This is a genomic window from uncultured Psychroserpens sp. (genome assembly GCF_947494225.1).
Lineage (GTDB): Bacteria > Bacteroidota > Bacteroidia > Flavobacteriales > Flavobacteriaceae > Psychroserpens.
In genome coordinates this window covers 100404-116720 of record NZ_CANLUG010000004.1, presented here as the reverse complement: position 1 = coordinate 116720, position 16317 = coordinate 100404, and the positions used below count along the sequence as shown (strand labels likewise).

The following is a 16317-nucleotide window of genomic DNA, read 5'->3' as shown; positions in this document are numbered from 1 at the left end:
GTTATAACAAGGATAAGTAAATATGTAACAATGAAGAAAATAAAGATTAAAAAGAGAATTTGGGTGCTATTAATCGTTTTAGGATTAGGCGGTTATTTGTTATACAATGTGATTTTTGTGAGCGATATTCCTATTACTGAGCCTAATGTGAATCACAAAGACATAAATACTTTAGAAATTACAAAAGACACGTTACACGATTATTTAAATAATAGACTTGCCGTTATAGAACAAGGAAAGTTGGTTGTTCTCGAAGACCAGTTAGATTCAATATCAAATCACATTGAGCTCTATTTTGAACGATTTAAATGCACTTCTGAAAGCCCACTAACACCCATTGTGTTTTTAGCAGGAGGTCCTGGTTCTGCGTCTACAAGTATAGGCCGTTCAGAGTATTTTTATTTGTTTAGAGCGTTGTCAAAATATGCCGATGTCATTTTATTAGACCAAAGAGGAGTTGGGAACTCGATCCCAAATTTATCATGTCGAAATTCTTTAGATACACCAACCGAAATAACCCATAACGTACAACAGGAGATTTTAAAAGATCTTGTGGCAAAATGTAAAGAATGTGCTAATGAATTTCTTGATATGGGTATAGACTTAAGTGCTTATAATTCGTATCAGAGTGTCTTAGATATTGAAAATTTAAGACAAGCACTAGGCTATCGCAAGATTTCATTATATGGATATAGTTATGGAACCGAATTGGCTCAACTTTATATTAAATATTTTCAAGAAAATGTTGATAAAGTGATTCTTGCTGGTCCTTTAGGTCCTGATCATGGGCTGAAATTACCGCTAGAAGTGCAAGGGCAATTTGAAAAAATGGATTCGTTGATTAAGCTAGATAAGAAATTGTCTAAATATATTCCAGATTTTATGCAATTAGTAAAGTCTACGCATAGTGGTTTGCAAGCACAACCAAAATTTATTCAGGTTCCTTTGCAGGATGCATTTGATCAGGACGATACGTCAGAACGATTTCTTGGAGATATTATCTCAAAAGTGAGGCCCACTTGGGATATGACGCTAACAGACGAGCATCTTCAAATGATGGTTTCAGATCAAATAGGAAAAGATCAATGGATAAAAGATTTCCCCAGCTTTTACTATCAAATAAGTCAGGATAATTGTCGCAACGTGGGTAATTTACTTAGGAATTTTAGACGACGACGATTACCAAATGCCTTATTCTTTACGGCAAATGCTGCTTCAGGATATACAGATGAACGCTGGGAAACGGCTAAAAAACACGAGCAATCTTCGGTGTTTTCTCACTTCGGAATTTCCTGCGGACGATTTCCTGAGGTGTACAATGCATTTGGAGTTAAAAAAATCAACAATTTAAATACTCCTGTTTCAGCTCCAACTAAAACCTTGCTCATTGGGGGGACTCTAGATGGGAGAACACCGCCAAACCAAGTTGAAGATATGATAAAGAGATTTCCAAATTACAATCGAATTATAGTTGAAAATGCAGGACATAATGGGTTACTGGATAATGATATAATGAATACTATTGTGGCTTTTATTAAAGAGGATTCATTAAAGAAGCAGGTCGTTATTCATCGAAAATTAGAATTCAAATCTCCTGTGCCTTATCGTTATGCTATTAATGATACTATTATCAATACAATAAAGGTGTCTGGAGTTAAAGAAGCCATAGACTTATATCAGAATTTGCATAATCAATATGCGTCAGTGCCAGATTATATTTTCAATTTTAGTGAAGACGCTATCGATGATATTTACGATGTTTTGGCCAATAAAAACGACTATGAAAATGCCATTGAATTTCTAGAATTCACACTAACTGTATTCCCGAACAGTCATAAACTCTATCGCAACTTGGGAGAAGCATATTATCATAATAATGATAAGACAAAAGCTAAAGACAATTTAGTGAAGGCAATAGCCCTTGATTTTTTTGACCCAAGAACACAAGCATTGCTTGCCAAATTGAATAGAAATTAAAAGATTATTAGAAACAGTATGATGTCTCTCAATTAAGTTGTTGACGTATATCGTTTATTCGAGTTTTAATTAGTCTGGACATTTCTTCTTATCACGCTTCTTTTTCTTGAGTTTAGCCTTGAGTTTAGCCCAATCTTTTTTGGTTGGCACTTGTTTTAAGTTAACAGGCTTTATGATTATAGTATCGGTAACACCACCAACACTTATGTCATCTGGGTCTACTGTATATGTGGTGTTAACAGACCACATAAAGGAAGCGAGTACCTTTTCTGGAGTAGGGTCAATGCATATGAGTTGCGTAAGGAAAGTTGATGTTCTGAGAACCACATCTCCTTTTTTAAAGATATGCCTTTTACCACCAACCCAAACGGTGTCATTTTGAACAATATGAGGCCCATCGGCAAATACAAGGTTGCCGTTTTCTTCATATTGTGCCTGATAACAAAACCAGTCTGCATCAGTCCCAAGGGTGTTATTATCAACATGAAAGCCTTTAGAATCGTATAATGGTTTTTTAGACTCCCCATTTTTAGTGATTTTAGTGGATACAAATTGAACCCAACATGCTTCATTGCAGCCCATTTCTGTAATACTAGCACGTGGTACAGATATTTTGGCAAGTCCTCCAGATCCAATATGAGGTTTTGGAGTGTCCCAATTCGCATTATCACGTCGTATGGCACCTCCTGTAACATCTTTAGGAAAAGGCATAGATTCTGGAATACAAGGATCTTTTATAGTAAAATCCACAATTTCAAAAATATCTTGAGGTCTTACCTGTGTTGCGCCTTCGCCAGCGGGTTGAAAATTTTCTTTATATATTCCTTTTTTTATGGTCTCACAATCAAAATTGAACGTGGCAAAAGGAGCTTTGTTTTTAACAATAAGAATCGTGATGTTTTTAGCTTTCGACCTTAGTGTTAGCTCTTTTTTTGGCTTTAATTTTTTACCACTTCCTTCTGCCTCCTCACCACTGTCATTATAGGCAAATATTTTAATGCCTTTCATGTGTCCTTTAAAGACAATTCTAGTAATGCAACAACTATCTTCACTAACACCATACTCTTCTTCAGGGATTTCAGGAACCTCTTGAAACATGATGTTTTTGGAAATTTCAGAATAGGCAATATTGCCTGGTGTCATTCCATATTTATAGACTGGGAGTTGTAAGCTATTAATACCATTAGATTGCAAACTTACCGATGTGCCATCATCTGAAATTTCTGGAAGTTCTTCAAAATAAACATAGAGACTATCGGCTTCAATGCCACCTTCAATAAATTTTGAAGGCTGTAAAGTTTGATTCATGAAATGTATTTCTGTTTCAGGACTAAGGTTGACACCAGCAATAATTAATTCTGCAGGCTCTCCAGTCTCGATATCGTCTTCAATAAAATCGGCATAAATTAGTGACGGCCTTTTTCCGCTTAAGACATCCTCCATAAACTGAATGTCATCTTGATTAATTTTGCCATCTCTATTTACATCTAATTCGGGATAAGGAGATATTGTTTCGTCAAAGGCAGATTGAATGATAATTAAGTCTGATGTATTTACATTTCCATCGTCGTTTAGGTCACCACCATAACCAAATTCGTAGTCTTCAATGGGTGGCATTTCTTCTGGTGTAATATCTAAGCCACCTTTGGGATTGGTGCTAGTTGAGTCTTTACAAGATGCAACTAATAACAGTAAGCCAAGCAATCCTAATAAAATAATGTGTATTGTATTTCTCATAACATAAAAGGTTTAGTGTCATGGAAATTATAGATGTATAAAAGCGGAGATATTAAAGATACTAAAAATCAACGACTTAGAAAATGTGAATGTCATTTTTATTTTATGCTGTTCGTTGCCATTTAGTTGTACGTATTGCTAGACTTAATCAAACAAAAGTTAAACCATTTTAATCTAGGGTTGTTAGATTTAAACCTATGTTTTGAGATATTATATAAGGAAGATTCCCTTTTTTTAAGCTCATCTGTGTTTGCGGTTGTAGGCGCAGATGCTATCGTAGACTGGGTTTGGATAGAATTGCGCGATGAAAATAATAGTGCGTTAGTCTTAAGCGGTCAATCTGCTTTATTACAACGAGATGGGGATATTGTTAGTTTAGATGGCGTTAATCCTTTAAATATAGACTTAGATTCAGGTAATTATTATGTAGCTGTCAATCACCGAAACCATTTAGGTATTATGAGTAGTGCTGCCATTTCTTTAAACAGCACAAATACTCTAGTTGATTTTACAGATGGTAGTATTTCTACCTACGGTAGCAACGGACAAACAGTTTTAGGCATGCCAATTGGAATTCAAGGCCTTTGGGCAGGTGATACTAATAGTGATGGCATTGTGCAATATTCAGGTGGTATGCCAGATACACCAGGAGTATTGTCTTATGTGTTGAACGATCCTGCAAACTTCTTAAATCTCCCAACGCATCAAACAAGTGGTTATTCCAATACAGATGTGAATATGGATGGTGTCACCCAATATGCAGGAAGTAATTCAGAATTGCCTTTTGTTCTGCAAAATGTACTGAGTTATCCTGCTAATTTCTTAGGATTGAGTACGTGGCCAATAGAAGAACAGTTGCCAGCAAATTTAGGACGTTATATGCAACTAAGGAATGATTTTGAAAACTCCAAAAACTAAACCAATGATATCAGAATTAAAATATATCGAACTTAAAAAAACAATAGCGATTGAACGCAATAACACTTTAAAATTTAAAACAATGAAAACTTTCACCCCTTTACAATTTATAGGATGCATGCTTATAAGTCTGTTATCTTATACTTCAATAGCACAGAATTATAGTTTTACCTTAGTACAAAACAGCGATTATAATTTTACCATATCGGCTGTGTCACAGTTTGATTCAGGGAGTTTTCAACCCATTACACAATCTTACGGATTTGTGTTGGTCCTTCCAGATGGTATTTCCATTACTGTAGATAATGTATTACCAACTGGAGCTAGCGAAACAGTAACCTCAATACCCGGGACGAATGTGGCAGCATTAGACCCAAGTATGTCAGACAAGGATTTATTTTTGATTACAACAGATACGTCTGGAGCACTGTTTAATGCCCATGCAGATGGGACAACAATCCCATTGATAACTATCACAGTAAATGGCAACCCATCAACAGGAGAGATAAGGATCTTAGATAATAATTCAATTCTGGCGAGTCATCCTGCCATCAATGGTTCTTTAGATGCCTTTATTCAAGTCGATGTTACCGATGATTCTACTGTAAATTTTAATAATGAGTTTGATAAACTTAATGGAGATGAAGCTTTTAGTTTTGAGACATTATCTACCGAAACTCCAGAAACTTTTATTGCAGACGTCACATTATTCCCTAATCCAGCAAAAGACGAGGTTACAATATTGTCAGAGCATACTATTATAAATTATGCCGAAATTTTTAACATCCACGGGCAACGTATTATGAAGGTAGATAACCCACTTAGTGCTATTGATGTTAGTCAATTAGAGTCGGCAGTATATCTCGTAAAAATTTACAGTGAAACAGGCGCGAATAAAACAATAAAACTTATAAAAGAGTAAGGCGTTTATGATGCGTAATTATTGTTAGCTATTGGCATTATTAAAAAAGGGTAAAAGGACACCATTTGTTCGCTTAACTGATGAACGACGGCCTAAATAAAACAGCCTAATAGAAACTGAAAAGTTTTATAAAGTTTAAGCCAACTAAAGATTGCAGGACTTTTGTTAAATACGCTAGATAACATTGTTCCTAAAACAGGCTTTCAAAAAATGTTGATATTGGATCCGTCATATCTAAATATAGAAATGTTAATCCGATAGTATCGTGAATACCATGCATAAAAACTAATAGCCACAAATTATCCCTGTTTTTTAAATATATTAATGAATATACAAATGCGAATGGGATGATACTTATAACGCCTGAAACACCTTGATAAGAGTGAGATATTCCAAAGTATATTGCTAATATTATAGCCGAAATAATCCATGCTTTTTTAGTATTACCTAACAATTCTGCTAACCATTTAAGATAATAACCTCTAAACAGTATTTCCTCGCCAAAAGCGGCAAAAACCCAAACAATAATTAACGTTATAATATATCCTACTGTATTATGTTTTAGATCTTCTAAAGACGATAAATTTGCTTCTCCTAAGTAATGGTCTAAAACTAAATTTAACGGTACAAATGCTATGAGTAACAAAACCGAAAAGACAAGTGCCCTTAAAACAGTCTTCATCGTAAGTTTTTTAGAAAACCCAAATAGAGACCATTTATAATGACTGGACCAGAGTATTAAAAATGTAATTGCTAGTCCAAAAAAAAAGCTAAAATTTCTGTCAAAGAAGCCTAGCAAAGGAGCAAAAAGCATTACGAGAACTACAATATATGGTTTTGTTAATGCAGTGTATATTTTATTTTTCATCTCATTGAAATTTTGTTCGAGCAAATATGATTGTAATCAAATAACTTTAAAACTTTTTGGGACATACATAATGAGAAATGAGATAGACAATGATAAATGCATGATAAAGTTACTTTGCACCTTTTTTTTGTTCGTTTACTATACTTAAACAAGTGTTTGTCACAAGAGCTTTATCACAGAAGAACAATTCGTTATTTTGCGGCATGATTCAATGGATAAATAGATATAAAAAAGGACTTCTTGTTTTTGGAGGAATTTCCATGTTAATTCCGCTATTTTATATTACATATATAATAGCAACCGCCAAAGAAGATTCTACCCAGGTTTCGGTTAGTATAGATTCGGTATTTGCCAATATTATATTTGCTTACTATATCATACTAATAGTAGCGCTAATGGCATATGCTTTGTATTCGGTTTTTAAGAATATTAAAAGCATCGTTAATTTGAAAAATGAAAAGGCAAAAACAGAATTAAAACTTCTAAGATCGCAAGTTAGCCCTCACTTTTTCTTCAACATGCTTAATAATCTTTATGGATTAGTGGACATTGACCCCAATAAAACAAAACAGCTTATATTGAAACTGTCAGACATGATGCGTTATAGTATTTATGAAGGACAGAATGATACAACAACTATAAAAGAAGAGTTAGATTTTATTTCTGATTATATTGAATTACATAGGATGAGATATCATAAAAGCATAGATGTCGCATTTGAAACAGATGTAAAAAATTATACAATTGAAATAATGCCTTTATTATTTATTATTTTAGTTGAAAACGCATTTAAACATGGCGTTGAAGCACTACAAAATGACGCGTTTATTAGAATTAAACTTGTAGCCAATGATGATAAGGTTTTTTTCGAAATCGAAAATAACTTTGATATAACAAATGAAATCGAAAAAGGAATTGGGTTGAAAAACCTAAAAAGACGTCTGGAATTGGTATGTCCGAAAAAACATAAATTTTCAACCGAAATACTTAAGGATACCTTTCGAGCAACATTAGAAATACAGTTATGACGACCTATTTAATTATTGACGACGAGCATGTAGCACATAACATTATAAAAGGCTATGCCGAAATGCTTTCTAATTTTAAATTAGCCAAAAGTTGTTATAATGCTATTGAAGCATTAGAATATTTACAATCAAATCATGTCGATTTAATTTTTTTGGATTTAAATATGCCTAAACTTAAAGGCTTCGACTTTCTAAAAACGCTCGAAAACCCTCCAAAAGTTGTTGTTACAACTGCATATAAAGAATTTGCTTTACAAGGTTTTGAACTTAATGTTATAGATTATTTGCTAAAGCCATTTAGTTTTGAGCGCTTTGTAAAAGCAATTAATAAAGTTGAAACTAAAGAAGTGAAACAACAAAGCACATCAGAATCGACTATAACCAGACAAAGTGAAAGCATTTTTGTGAAGTCGAATAAAAAACTAATTCAAGTTAGCTTAAACGACATTCTATTTATAGAAGCTATTGGGAATTATTGCAAAATAATAACGCTAGGTGATGAGATACAAGTGCGAGATAGAATTTCCGATTATATAAGTAAACTGCCTACAGATCGCTTCTTTCAAGTTCATAAATCATTTATTATTTCCAAAATTCATATCAAATCTATTGAAGGAAATAGAATATGTATTAAGGACTTTATTATTCCAATAGGAAAAGTGTACAAAAGCAATCTTAATAAGCTATTCTGATTTTGTTAAAAGATCTTTATTCTAATGGTTTGTCAAGAGTACCAATGAAAAGAACATCTGTTTTTTTACTGTTTTTGCTGTCTTTTAATTCAGTTTTAAGGGCTCAAAACCATGATTCATTAAAAAATGTTGACCAAGCGGGACTATTTAAAATAGTAAATCGTATTTACAATTACGGACTAGAAAAAAAGTTTGATAGTGCCAGACATTTCTCGAAGAAGGCAATGCTTTTCGCTAAAGCATCTAATGATAGCAGCCTTATTGCTTACGTAGCAATAGCAAACGCCAGAGTACAATTCTGGAAAGCCGATATAAACAAAGCCAAAGAACAATTAACATATTATGCAGACAGAACTGTTGTTAGTGACACTACCAAAGTATTAGCGCAACTGTACCTAGGAGAAGTTTATAGTTATGAAGACGATTATGTTTTGGCATTAAAACATTTTACAAAAGCTGAAAAAATAGCGATTAACCTACCGAATTGGAAAAAAAGAGACACAAGAATTTTTAGTTGTTATGCTAGTATGGGCAAGTTAAATCAACTATTAAAGAATTATGAGTATGCTGAAAATTACTTTTCTAAGGCGTTGAAATTGACTCCTAATTCTAAAATGAAAAGTGCGTTGTTGTTTGATATGTCATCATTATACGAGAAGAAAGAGGATTTCAATAAGGCTATTGAGCACGCATTGGGTGCTTTAGGGGAGGCTGAAATGAACAACTGGAAACTCATGTTGCCAACTTACTACACTGGTCTTAGCAGATACTATTTAAAAAAAAATCATGCAGATAGTGCAATTTATTTTGCGAAAAAAGGCTTAAAGTATAATGAATATTGCAGACTTGACCAGTTAAATAATAATATTGGCGAAGCATATGTAATACAAGGGAATTATGAAAAAGCTAGTGAATATTTTAGAACCGCGCTTACATATTCATCCACGCCTAAACAAACTTTAGAAGTTTATAAAAACCTAAGAGAGCTTAACAGACAAACAAAAAAGTATAAACTAGCATTGCATTACAATGACTTGCTTTTGAAATTAAAAGATTCGCTAAGCGATTTAAAGGTGAAGCAAGAGATTGTCGAAATAACCGAACAATTTGAATCTGACAAAAAACAAGTTAAAATTGACAATCTTAATGAGAAAAATGATCTAAATAAGGTTTTAATAAAAAAACAAAAGCATCAAATTATTTTAGCAGTGCTCTTATTGGTTTTATTAACGAGTTTAGCAAGTCTGATAATACACTTCTATAAAAAGCAGAATAAAAAGAAAAAACAGTTATTCCTTAAAAACCAACAGTTGGTTAGAAGAATAGAAAATTTAGAAGTACAACATAAAAAAAAGAACAATGCTCCACCTTCTGAGATTGCAGACAAATCCAGAATACAACAGTTTATTTATGAGTTTATAGAAAACAAAGATTATTTAAGCAAAGAAATAACACTGCAAAAAATGGCGAAAGATGGAGAGACAAATACTACCTATTTATCTAAAATTATAAATGAAGAATATGGAAAATCATTTTCGAACTTTATCAATGATTTAAGAATAACTTTTACGCTTAAAAAATTAGAGATTAGTCCTTACTATAGGAAATTAACAATTGAAGATATTGCAGAAAAGTCAGGGTTCACTTCTGCGAATTCTTTTTATCGCGCCTTTAAGAAAAATACAGGAGTAACACCATCGTATTACATCAAGAGAATCTTAAATAAAAACTAGGCATAAACGTCATGTTTTACACTACTTTATATGCCCTTTTTCATCGATTTTCTTACAATTTATGAATTGAAATAAACTTCTTTTTTCCCCTCAAAGTTTTCTAAATAAGTTTGCCCCTCAAAATTGAATTTAAAGATTAACATTAAAAAGAAAAAAAATGAAAAAAATTATGACGATGATATTGGTGATTTCCATGTTGTCTTGTGGCGGAAACGATGATATCATTACCCCAAAATCACCTGTTGTTAATGCTATAACAACAGAACCAATTCCTGCTGGTTCCGAACTTATAATTACAGGAGAATATTTAGATGAGAACTCGGCAATTATTCTCAATGGAGAGGCTATTACTCCAACTTCAATAACAAGCTCTACAATTACCATTACAATTCCAGAAAATGCGTCAAGTGGTACTTTAGAGATCGAGTTTCAGCAAGAAGCGTATAATACAGAGGCGTTTTTAAAGATTTTAGATACAGATTGGAGTGTCTATGGAGCGTCAAATTACTTTCAAGTTGAATTTGTTTCAAATGATGTCGGTTATGCAAAACGAAGAGAAGCAGATATGCATATTATAGATAAAACTATGGATGGCGGAAATACGTGGTTCTCAATATTAGAAGTGCCAGTTCCTAGTTCTCCTATGGAAGTTGCATCATCCAATGTCGCCTATATCAGAACAACGTCTAATACGCTTAAGAAAACAGTTGATGGCGGGCTTTCTTGGCAAGATAGTGAGTTGTTAGACTTAAGTTATTTAGTTGAAAAGCTATTTTTTAAGAATGAATTGGAGGGATTTATTTTAACTCAAAAGTTAGACGAATCATCAATTTTTAAAACTGTTGATGGCGGAGTTACATGGACCGAAATTTTAGTACTAGATACGCCAACCCATAATATTGAAGTTGTTTATCAAAATGAAGATGTTATTCTACTATTAGATCGTATGAATAATGAGTTCATTACAACTGAAAATGCAGGAGAAAACTGGTTAATAAGTGACGCTAATATTAGTACTACAGGTCCAATTACTTTTGATTTTACAAATCAAAATGAAGCTTGGTTGTATGTGAGTCCGTTAATTGATAATCCAGGCGGTTTATTTAAAACAGATAATCAAGGACAAACATGGGAAAATCTTGACATTCCAGAACTCTCAGAAAGTATTATAAAGATTACAATTTTAGATGAATTGAGAGGACATGTTCTTACCGATAAAGGAGGAAGTCTCTACACAAATGACGGTGGCGAAACCTGGGCATTGTTCTATTTGGAGACGGATGACGTTTCGGCAGCAACCTCATTAGGATCTACACTACATGTTGTTAGTGGAGGAGAACTACTAAAGAAAACAATATTATAGACTATTTAAAATACATAATAAATGCTTACAAAAAGAAGCACTCTACTGTTAGTATGTCTGTTTGTTACAACATTATCTTTTACACAAGGAAAAAGAGGAATTAAAATTTTTAATTCAAAAACAAACAAAGAGGTTCATATAAAAGAAAATAGGCGTATTAGAGTATTAACTAAAACGGGCCAAAGGATATCTGGAAGATTTGATATCGTTGATGCAAAAACGATAACTATAAAAGGAAATCAAATCAAACTTTCAGATATAAAAAAACTAAAACGTGATCCATTATTACTTTCAATTTTCTCAAGCTCAATTTTGGTTTATGGAGGTGTTCTAGCAACAGGAATTGGAGGGCTTGTATATGTGTTTACTGGAGAAGCTCAAGCATTGTGGTTGATAGTGTCCGGTTCGGCCATGATCAATATAGGTTTAAAATCACCAAATATATTAGGGGCGTTCAAAACCTCTCGAGATTGGTACTATACTATTACTACAATTGCCAATTAGAAATTACAATAAAGAATGTAAAAACAATTTAAACAGTTATGAAAAGAATACAATTAATTTTAATAGTGACAATGACATTTGTCCTTAATGCTTGCCAATCAGATGATGATAATAATAGTGAACCAATGCATACGGCCGAAGGTATTTGGCGAATGCAGTCATTAGAATTAGGATCGGTGTACGATTTTAATGGTGATGGAATCGCCTCCAATAACCTTATATCTGAAACAAATTGCTTACAAAATGAAGTCTATACATTTAATAATAACGGGAATGGAATGTATAATTCTTCGGAAACTTTAGATATAGAGTTAACTGTTGATTCTAATTCAAATGAATCAGAATACATAATTGATTGCCTTAATGATGATTCTTTTTCAGAGCCACTTACTTGGTCACAACAAGGCAATTTAGTTACTCTCATCATAGATGGTGAGCAATTAACAGGTACAATTAATGGTGATATAATGACTTTTGTTTTTGATCAAGTTTATGTTGTTGAAGTATTTGATGGTACGGCTATCGAAGAGGTTGAAGAATCTGTGACTCTGGTTTTAAATAGAGAATAGTAATCATTAATTAAAGTTATTTAAAATGCTTAGAAATTTAATTTTTTGCCTAATTATACTAGGAGCGTCACCTTTTCAGTGTAGCTCAGATGAAGATGAACCCGAAATTATTGCAACTGTAAATAAACCTCATTTACTGAACATAGAAGGCAATCAAAATGTATTTTCTGTAGATGAAGAGATTATTATTAATACCAAAATACCAAATGTTGTAACTAGTGAAAACAATGAAAATCTTACGCTTACAGATTACATGGATGAAAGTACAGCATCACTTTCTTATTGGTTATACGTATATAAAGACAGAGCTGATGGCGAACTTCAAGGCATGCCAATAGCATTTGCTCAAGCCGAAATAGGCGACGTATCCTATGAAGGATTAGATCATGGCATGTCTATTTCAAATATATTTGTCCAAGAAGAAAATGCTTTTATAAGCCAAGTTAAATTTAAAGTTTCCGAACTAGGAACTTACTATATTGGTGGTGGATATTATGATGGTTATACAGATCTACAAAAGGTGAAAATTATTCCATATAATGGAAGCAATGGACAGGTAAGAGTGTTTACATCTATCGTAGATACAAATGAAAATGGACTGTATGAATTTACTATAGAATAGGTTTCTAATTTATGATAGACTCCCATTGAATGGTACGACAAAATGGTCAAGCAGGTTTTAATAATCAGATTTAAAAGTGAAAAATGAAGTATAAACTCGTGTTATTTTTAACTGTATTGATGTCTTGTAAAAACAATCAAATAATTGAAAAAGAGACGCTTTTGAATACAGTGCCTATTACAACATCGTCTATAGAAGCAAAAGAGCATTTTATAAAGGCAAGATTTTTAGTTCAAAATGGATTAAATAATAACCCCAAAGATCATTATAAAAAGGCGATTGAATTAGACAGTTCATTTGTAAGAATGTATAACTATATATCTACCTATTCACCAAATGACTCGATTAGGAAATTGAACCATGAGCTTGCCAAGAAGTATAAACATTTCGCTTCTAAAGAAGAGCAAATGTTAGTTGATGCTACAGAATTCAGATTAAACAACCCTAATGATATTAATGAGAAAAAACTATTTGAATTAGCTAAACTATGTTCGGCAGACAAATACCTTCAGCATACTATTAGTTTTTTACTTTTTAGAAAGAATCCTAGCTTAGCTATTGTCGCGGCAGAAAAGTCTGTTTCACTAGACAATAGCTATGGTTCGGGATATAATATTTTAGGGTATGCGTACATAAATAACAACGAATTTGACAAGGCTGAAAAGGCTTTTGATAACTTTATACGATGCGAACCAGAGAATGGGAACCCTTACGATTCTAAAGGCGATTTAATGCTCTTGCTCGAAAAGTATGATGAAGCGCTAAAATTAAAACAAAAAGCCTACGAATTAAATAAGTCTTTTGATTGGATTCCTGAAGAAATAGTTGCTATTAAAAATAAAATAAACACATTAAAGCATAACTAAAAACATCTTCATAGGTATGAACAGATGCAATCAAGAGAATTACGGTTGATCTGAAAGATATTCAGAAATTTGAGAGCTAAATGATCGTGAAGATAAAACCTCTATGTCATTTTTTAATTCAAATTTGTACACATTGTTGTTGATATAGATACATTTCCTAATGTAAACTATACTCAAAATTAATGATCTGTGAATTCTCAAAAATTGACTGGGGTCCAATTGACTATATAAGGCGTTCATAGTCTCTCGATATAAATGAGATTTTTCGCTTGTAATGAGTTGAATATAATTCCCATCGCTTTTAAAATATATCACATCGTCAATATTAATAATGGTTTCCCTTCCTTTGGAAGACAACGATATTTGGTTTATAAATGGGCTAGATTCTTGTTGTAGACTTGATAAAAGACGCTTTATTTGCTCTTCCAATTTTGAAGATTTATTCGTTTTTTGAATCTCTAAAATACGATGTATTGCAATGGCCAAACGTTCTTCGTCAAAAGGTTTTAATAAGTAATCTACAGCGTTGATCTTAAATGCTTTTATAGCGTAAGAGTCATATGCCGTTGTGAAAATAACATATGGTTTTTTTTGAATTGTATTGTAAACGGTAAAACCATCGATGTCTGGCATTTGTATGTCTAAGAAAATCAAATCGGGCTCTTTTAGACTTATTTTTTCTAATGCTTCTTGACCATTTTTGCATTCACCAATAACTAATATAGAATCGAAAGGTTCTAATAATTTTAGTAAGCGCTGTCTTGCTAAAAATTCGTCATCTATGATAAGGCATCTTAATTTCATTATTCAATAATTGGTAAAACAATTTTAGCATTATACAATTCTGGAGTTTTGAAATCGGCTTTAAACCAAAACCGATTCCCATAAAACTGCTGAAGTCTATTTTTAATATTTAATAAGCCTGTACCTGTTCCTTCAGGTTTTATTTGATTCTTATTATTAAACGTATTCGATATTTCAAGTGTTAAAGCATTTTCTTGCATTATGTCGTTATGATTCAATTCAATGTTTATTTTGATTTCACCATTATTTACTGTTGGTATAATCCCGTATTTAACTGCGTTTTCTACTAAGGGCTGAAAGATCATATTGGGAATTTTTAAGTGCAATGCTTCTTGTGAAATATTATATGTTATCGTTACACGATCTTTATAACGCACTTGCTCCAAATCTAAGTAGTCTTTTATAAAGTTAAGCTCGTCTTTTACAGTAACCATTTGTTCGGCGTCATATTCTAATATATGCCTTAATAACATGCCTAGTTTGCTTAACATCTTTTGAGCATTTTTGGTGTCAATATCAATCATTGCTGCAATTGAATGTAAGGTGTTAAACAAAAAGTGTGGCTGCAATTGCATACGTAAAGCATTTAACTGCGATGCGATTAGTGCTTTTTGATTTACAATAAATTTCTTTTGATAATCGAAAGCTAGAAAAACAGCAATGATGACTAGAAGTTCAATAAAACTTGAAAAACTACCAATAACAAGAACGACCATACTATTATGTCCCAAAAAAGATTTTAAGTAACCACTATTTGCGAAATTGATAAGATCGTCCAGTCTAGAGGCAATTAACTGATGAACGATAGCCAAAATAAAACAGCCTAATAGAAACTGAAAAACTTTATAAAGTTTAAAGCGAACTAAAGATTGCAGGACTTTTGTTAAAGAATAGGCTAGAGGTGTTAAAATAATCCAAAGTAAATAACTAATACTTATTTTTAGTGTGACCAATAACCAACTAAATGAATAATTATAGTCGTTTATTAAGTGATTAGTATAGGCTTTTAGGATAAAAAATAAACTAATTAATAAACTCGCCCATACGATTTTATTGAAACGCACAGGTAAATTTGAATAGTATGAGTAAATCTTTCTTATCATTATTGTTTAACCAAAGGTCACCTCTTTTTAAATGCTAACATTTAATATCTTTATCTAATATGTCTAATTAAATACGTCCTTATGAAATTACATAACTTTTATTTGTTTTTAGTCGCTACAATTTTCTTTCTAGGTTGCAAGACTGATAAAACGAATTCAAATGATACAGATTCAAATATAACAGATACCAAATTAAAAGACATAAGTGAATTATCATATATTGAGATTTATCGTACACTGTTTGTTGATGGTAATGGAGGCTTTGATGCTCATGGTGATTTGTATGGACAAGATGCTATTTCCTATTTATCTTTTTCCGAAGAACCTGATTCATGCGGAAACATCATGTATTTACTTAATACGTCTAAAGATAGCATAACATTAGCTTTAAAATCGAGTTTCAATTTCCCAGGCAATCCTAACAAAGAAATGCTTAGAGCTTACAAAATACCACCTAATAAAAAACTATCTGTAGGTAACTCTAAGTTATGTTATAATGGAAAAGACTATAACATTAAAAAAGAAATCACCTCTGCAGGCTTTAATAAAAATTAAACTTCATACAAATTTATGTGCTTCTTAAGCATTAATAAAAGGTAATGTGTTGTTTC

At 32.4% G+C, this 16317-nt stretch carries 16 protein-coding genes; 12 read left to right on the top strand and 4 right to left on the bottom strand.

Annotated features, from left to right (window positions below):
* Window positions 1-30: 30 nt before the first annotated feature.
* On the top strand, window positions 31-1977 hold the full coding sequence (locus Q0893_RS10885) for an alpha/beta fold hydrolase (RefSeq protein ID WP_299275448.1): 1947 nt from the start codon (window positions 31-33) through the stop codon (window positions 1975-1977).
* A gap of 69 nt (window positions 1978-2046) precedes the next feature.
* On the opposite strand, the gene Q0893_RS10880 is transcribed toward Q0893_RS10885, so the two are convergent.
* Window positions 2047-3714 (bottom strand): dockerin type I domain-containing protein, encoded by a 1668-nt coding sequence (locus Q0893_RS10880; RefSeq protein WP_299275445.1) that lies wholly within the window; start codon window positions 3712-3714, stop codon window positions 2047-2049.
* Between the two features lie 180 nt (window positions 3715-3894).
* Here Q0893_RS10880 and Q0893_RS10875 point away from each other — a divergent pair, with 180 nt between their 5' ends.
* Both Q0893_RS10875 and Q0893_RS10870 read left to right on the top strand, forming a co-directional pair.
* On the top strand, window positions 3895-4632 hold the full coding sequence (locus Q0893_RS10875) for a hypothetical protein (protein WP_299275442.1): 738 nt from the start codon (window positions 3895-3897) through the stop codon (window positions 4630-4632).
* 82 nt (window positions 4633-4714) lie between these two features.
* Complete coding sequence (locus Q0893_RS10870) at window positions 4715-5554, top strand: T9SS type A sorting domain-containing protein (RefSeq protein ID WP_299275439.1); 840 nt, start codon at window positions 4715-4717, stop codon at window positions 5552-5554.
* A gap of 190 nt (window positions 5555-5744) precedes the next feature.
* On the opposite strand, the gene Q0893_RS10865 is transcribed toward Q0893_RS10870, so the two are convergent.
* The gene (locus tag Q0893_RS10865) at window positions 5745-6422 is read right to left on the bottom strand and encodes a type II CAAX endopeptidase family protein (protein ID WP_298902565.1); all 678 of its coding nucleotides are present in this window, start codon (window positions 6420-6422) and stop codon (window positions 5745-5747) included.
* A 203-nt stretch (window positions 6423-6625) separates the two neighbouring features.
* Between Q0893_RS10865 and Q0893_RS10860 the strand changes: the two genes are divergently transcribed.
* The 8 genes from Q0893_RS10860 (at window position 6626) to Q0893_RS10825 (ending at window position 13799) form a co-directional block, all read left to right on the top strand.
* Window positions 6626-7450 (top strand): sensor histidine kinase, encoded by an 825-nt coding sequence (locus tag Q0893_RS10860; RefSeq protein ID WP_299275435.1) that lies wholly within the window; start codon window positions 6626-6628, stop codon window positions 7448-7450.
* Window positions 7447-8142, top strand: coding sequence for a LytTR family DNA-binding domain-containing protein (locus tag Q0893_RS10855; protein WP_298902568.1), 696 nt, complete (start codon window positions 7447-7449; stop codon window positions 8140-8142). Before Q0893_RS10860 ends, Q0893_RS10855 begins: the two co-directional genes overlap by 4 nt.
* A gap of 2 nt (window positions 8143-8144) precedes the next feature.
* Window positions 8145-9875, top strand: a complete 1731-nt coding sequence (locus tag Q0893_RS10850; RefSeq protein WP_299275431.1) for a helix-turn-helix domain-containing protein — start codon at window positions 8145-8147, stop codon at window positions 9873-9875.
* Between the two features lie 157 nt (window positions 9876-10032).
* The gene (locus Q0893_RS10845) at window positions 10033-11238 is read left to right on the top strand and encodes an IPT/TIG domain-containing protein (RefSeq protein WP_298902570.1); all 1206 of its coding nucleotides are present in this window, start codon (window positions 10033-10035) and stop codon (window positions 11236-11238) included.
* Window positions 11239-11259: 21 nt separating this feature from the next.
* The gene (locus Q0893_RS10840) at window positions 11260-11742 is read left to right on the top strand and encodes a hypothetical protein (RefSeq protein ID WP_299275427.1); all 483 of its coding nucleotides are present in this window, start codon (window positions 11260-11262) and stop codon (window positions 11740-11742) included.
* A 38-nt stretch (window positions 11743-11780) separates the two neighbouring features.
* The gene (locus Q0893_RS10835; protein WP_299275424.1) at window positions 11781-12311 is read left to right on the top strand and encodes a hypothetical protein; all 531 of its coding nucleotides are present in this window, start codon (window positions 11781-11783) and stop codon (window positions 12309-12311) included.
* 25 nt (window positions 12312-12336) lie between these two features.
* A complete protein-coding gene (locus Q0893_RS10830; protein ID WP_299275421.1) occupies window positions 12337-12933 on the top strand; it encodes a hypothetical protein in 597 nt (198 codons plus the stop codon).
* A gap of 83 nt (window positions 12934-13016) precedes the next feature.
* Window positions 13017-13799, top strand: a complete 783-nt coding sequence (locus Q0893_RS10825) for a hypothetical protein (protein WP_298902574.1) — start codon at window positions 13017-13019, stop codon at window positions 13797-13799.
* 39 nt (window positions 13800-13838) lie between these two features.
* On the opposite strand, the gene Q0893_RS10820 is transcribed toward Q0893_RS10825, so the two are convergent.
* Together Q0893_RS10820 and Q0893_RS10815 are read right to left on the bottom strand one after the other, a co-directional pair.
* A complete protein-coding gene (locus Q0893_RS10820) occupies window positions 13839-14603 on the bottom strand; it encodes a LytTR family DNA-binding domain-containing protein (protein WP_299275418.1) in 765 nt (254 codons plus the stop codon).
* Window positions 14603-15706, bottom strand: coding sequence for a sensor histidine kinase (locus Q0893_RS10815; RefSeq protein ID WP_298902576.1), 1104 nt, complete (start codon window positions 15704-15706; stop codon window positions 14603-14605). Before Q0893_RS10815 ends, Q0893_RS10820 begins: the two co-directional genes overlap by 1 nt.
* 81 nt (window positions 15707-15787) lie before the next feature.
* On the opposite strand from Q0893_RS10815, the gene Q0893_RS10810 reads away from it, so the two are divergent.
* Window positions 15788-16261 (top strand): hypothetical protein, encoded by a 474-nt coding sequence (locus Q0893_RS10810; RefSeq protein WP_299275415.1) that lies wholly within the window; start codon window positions 15788-15790, stop codon window positions 16259-16261.
* The last annotated feature ends 56 nt before the right edge of the window (window positions 16262-16317 follow it).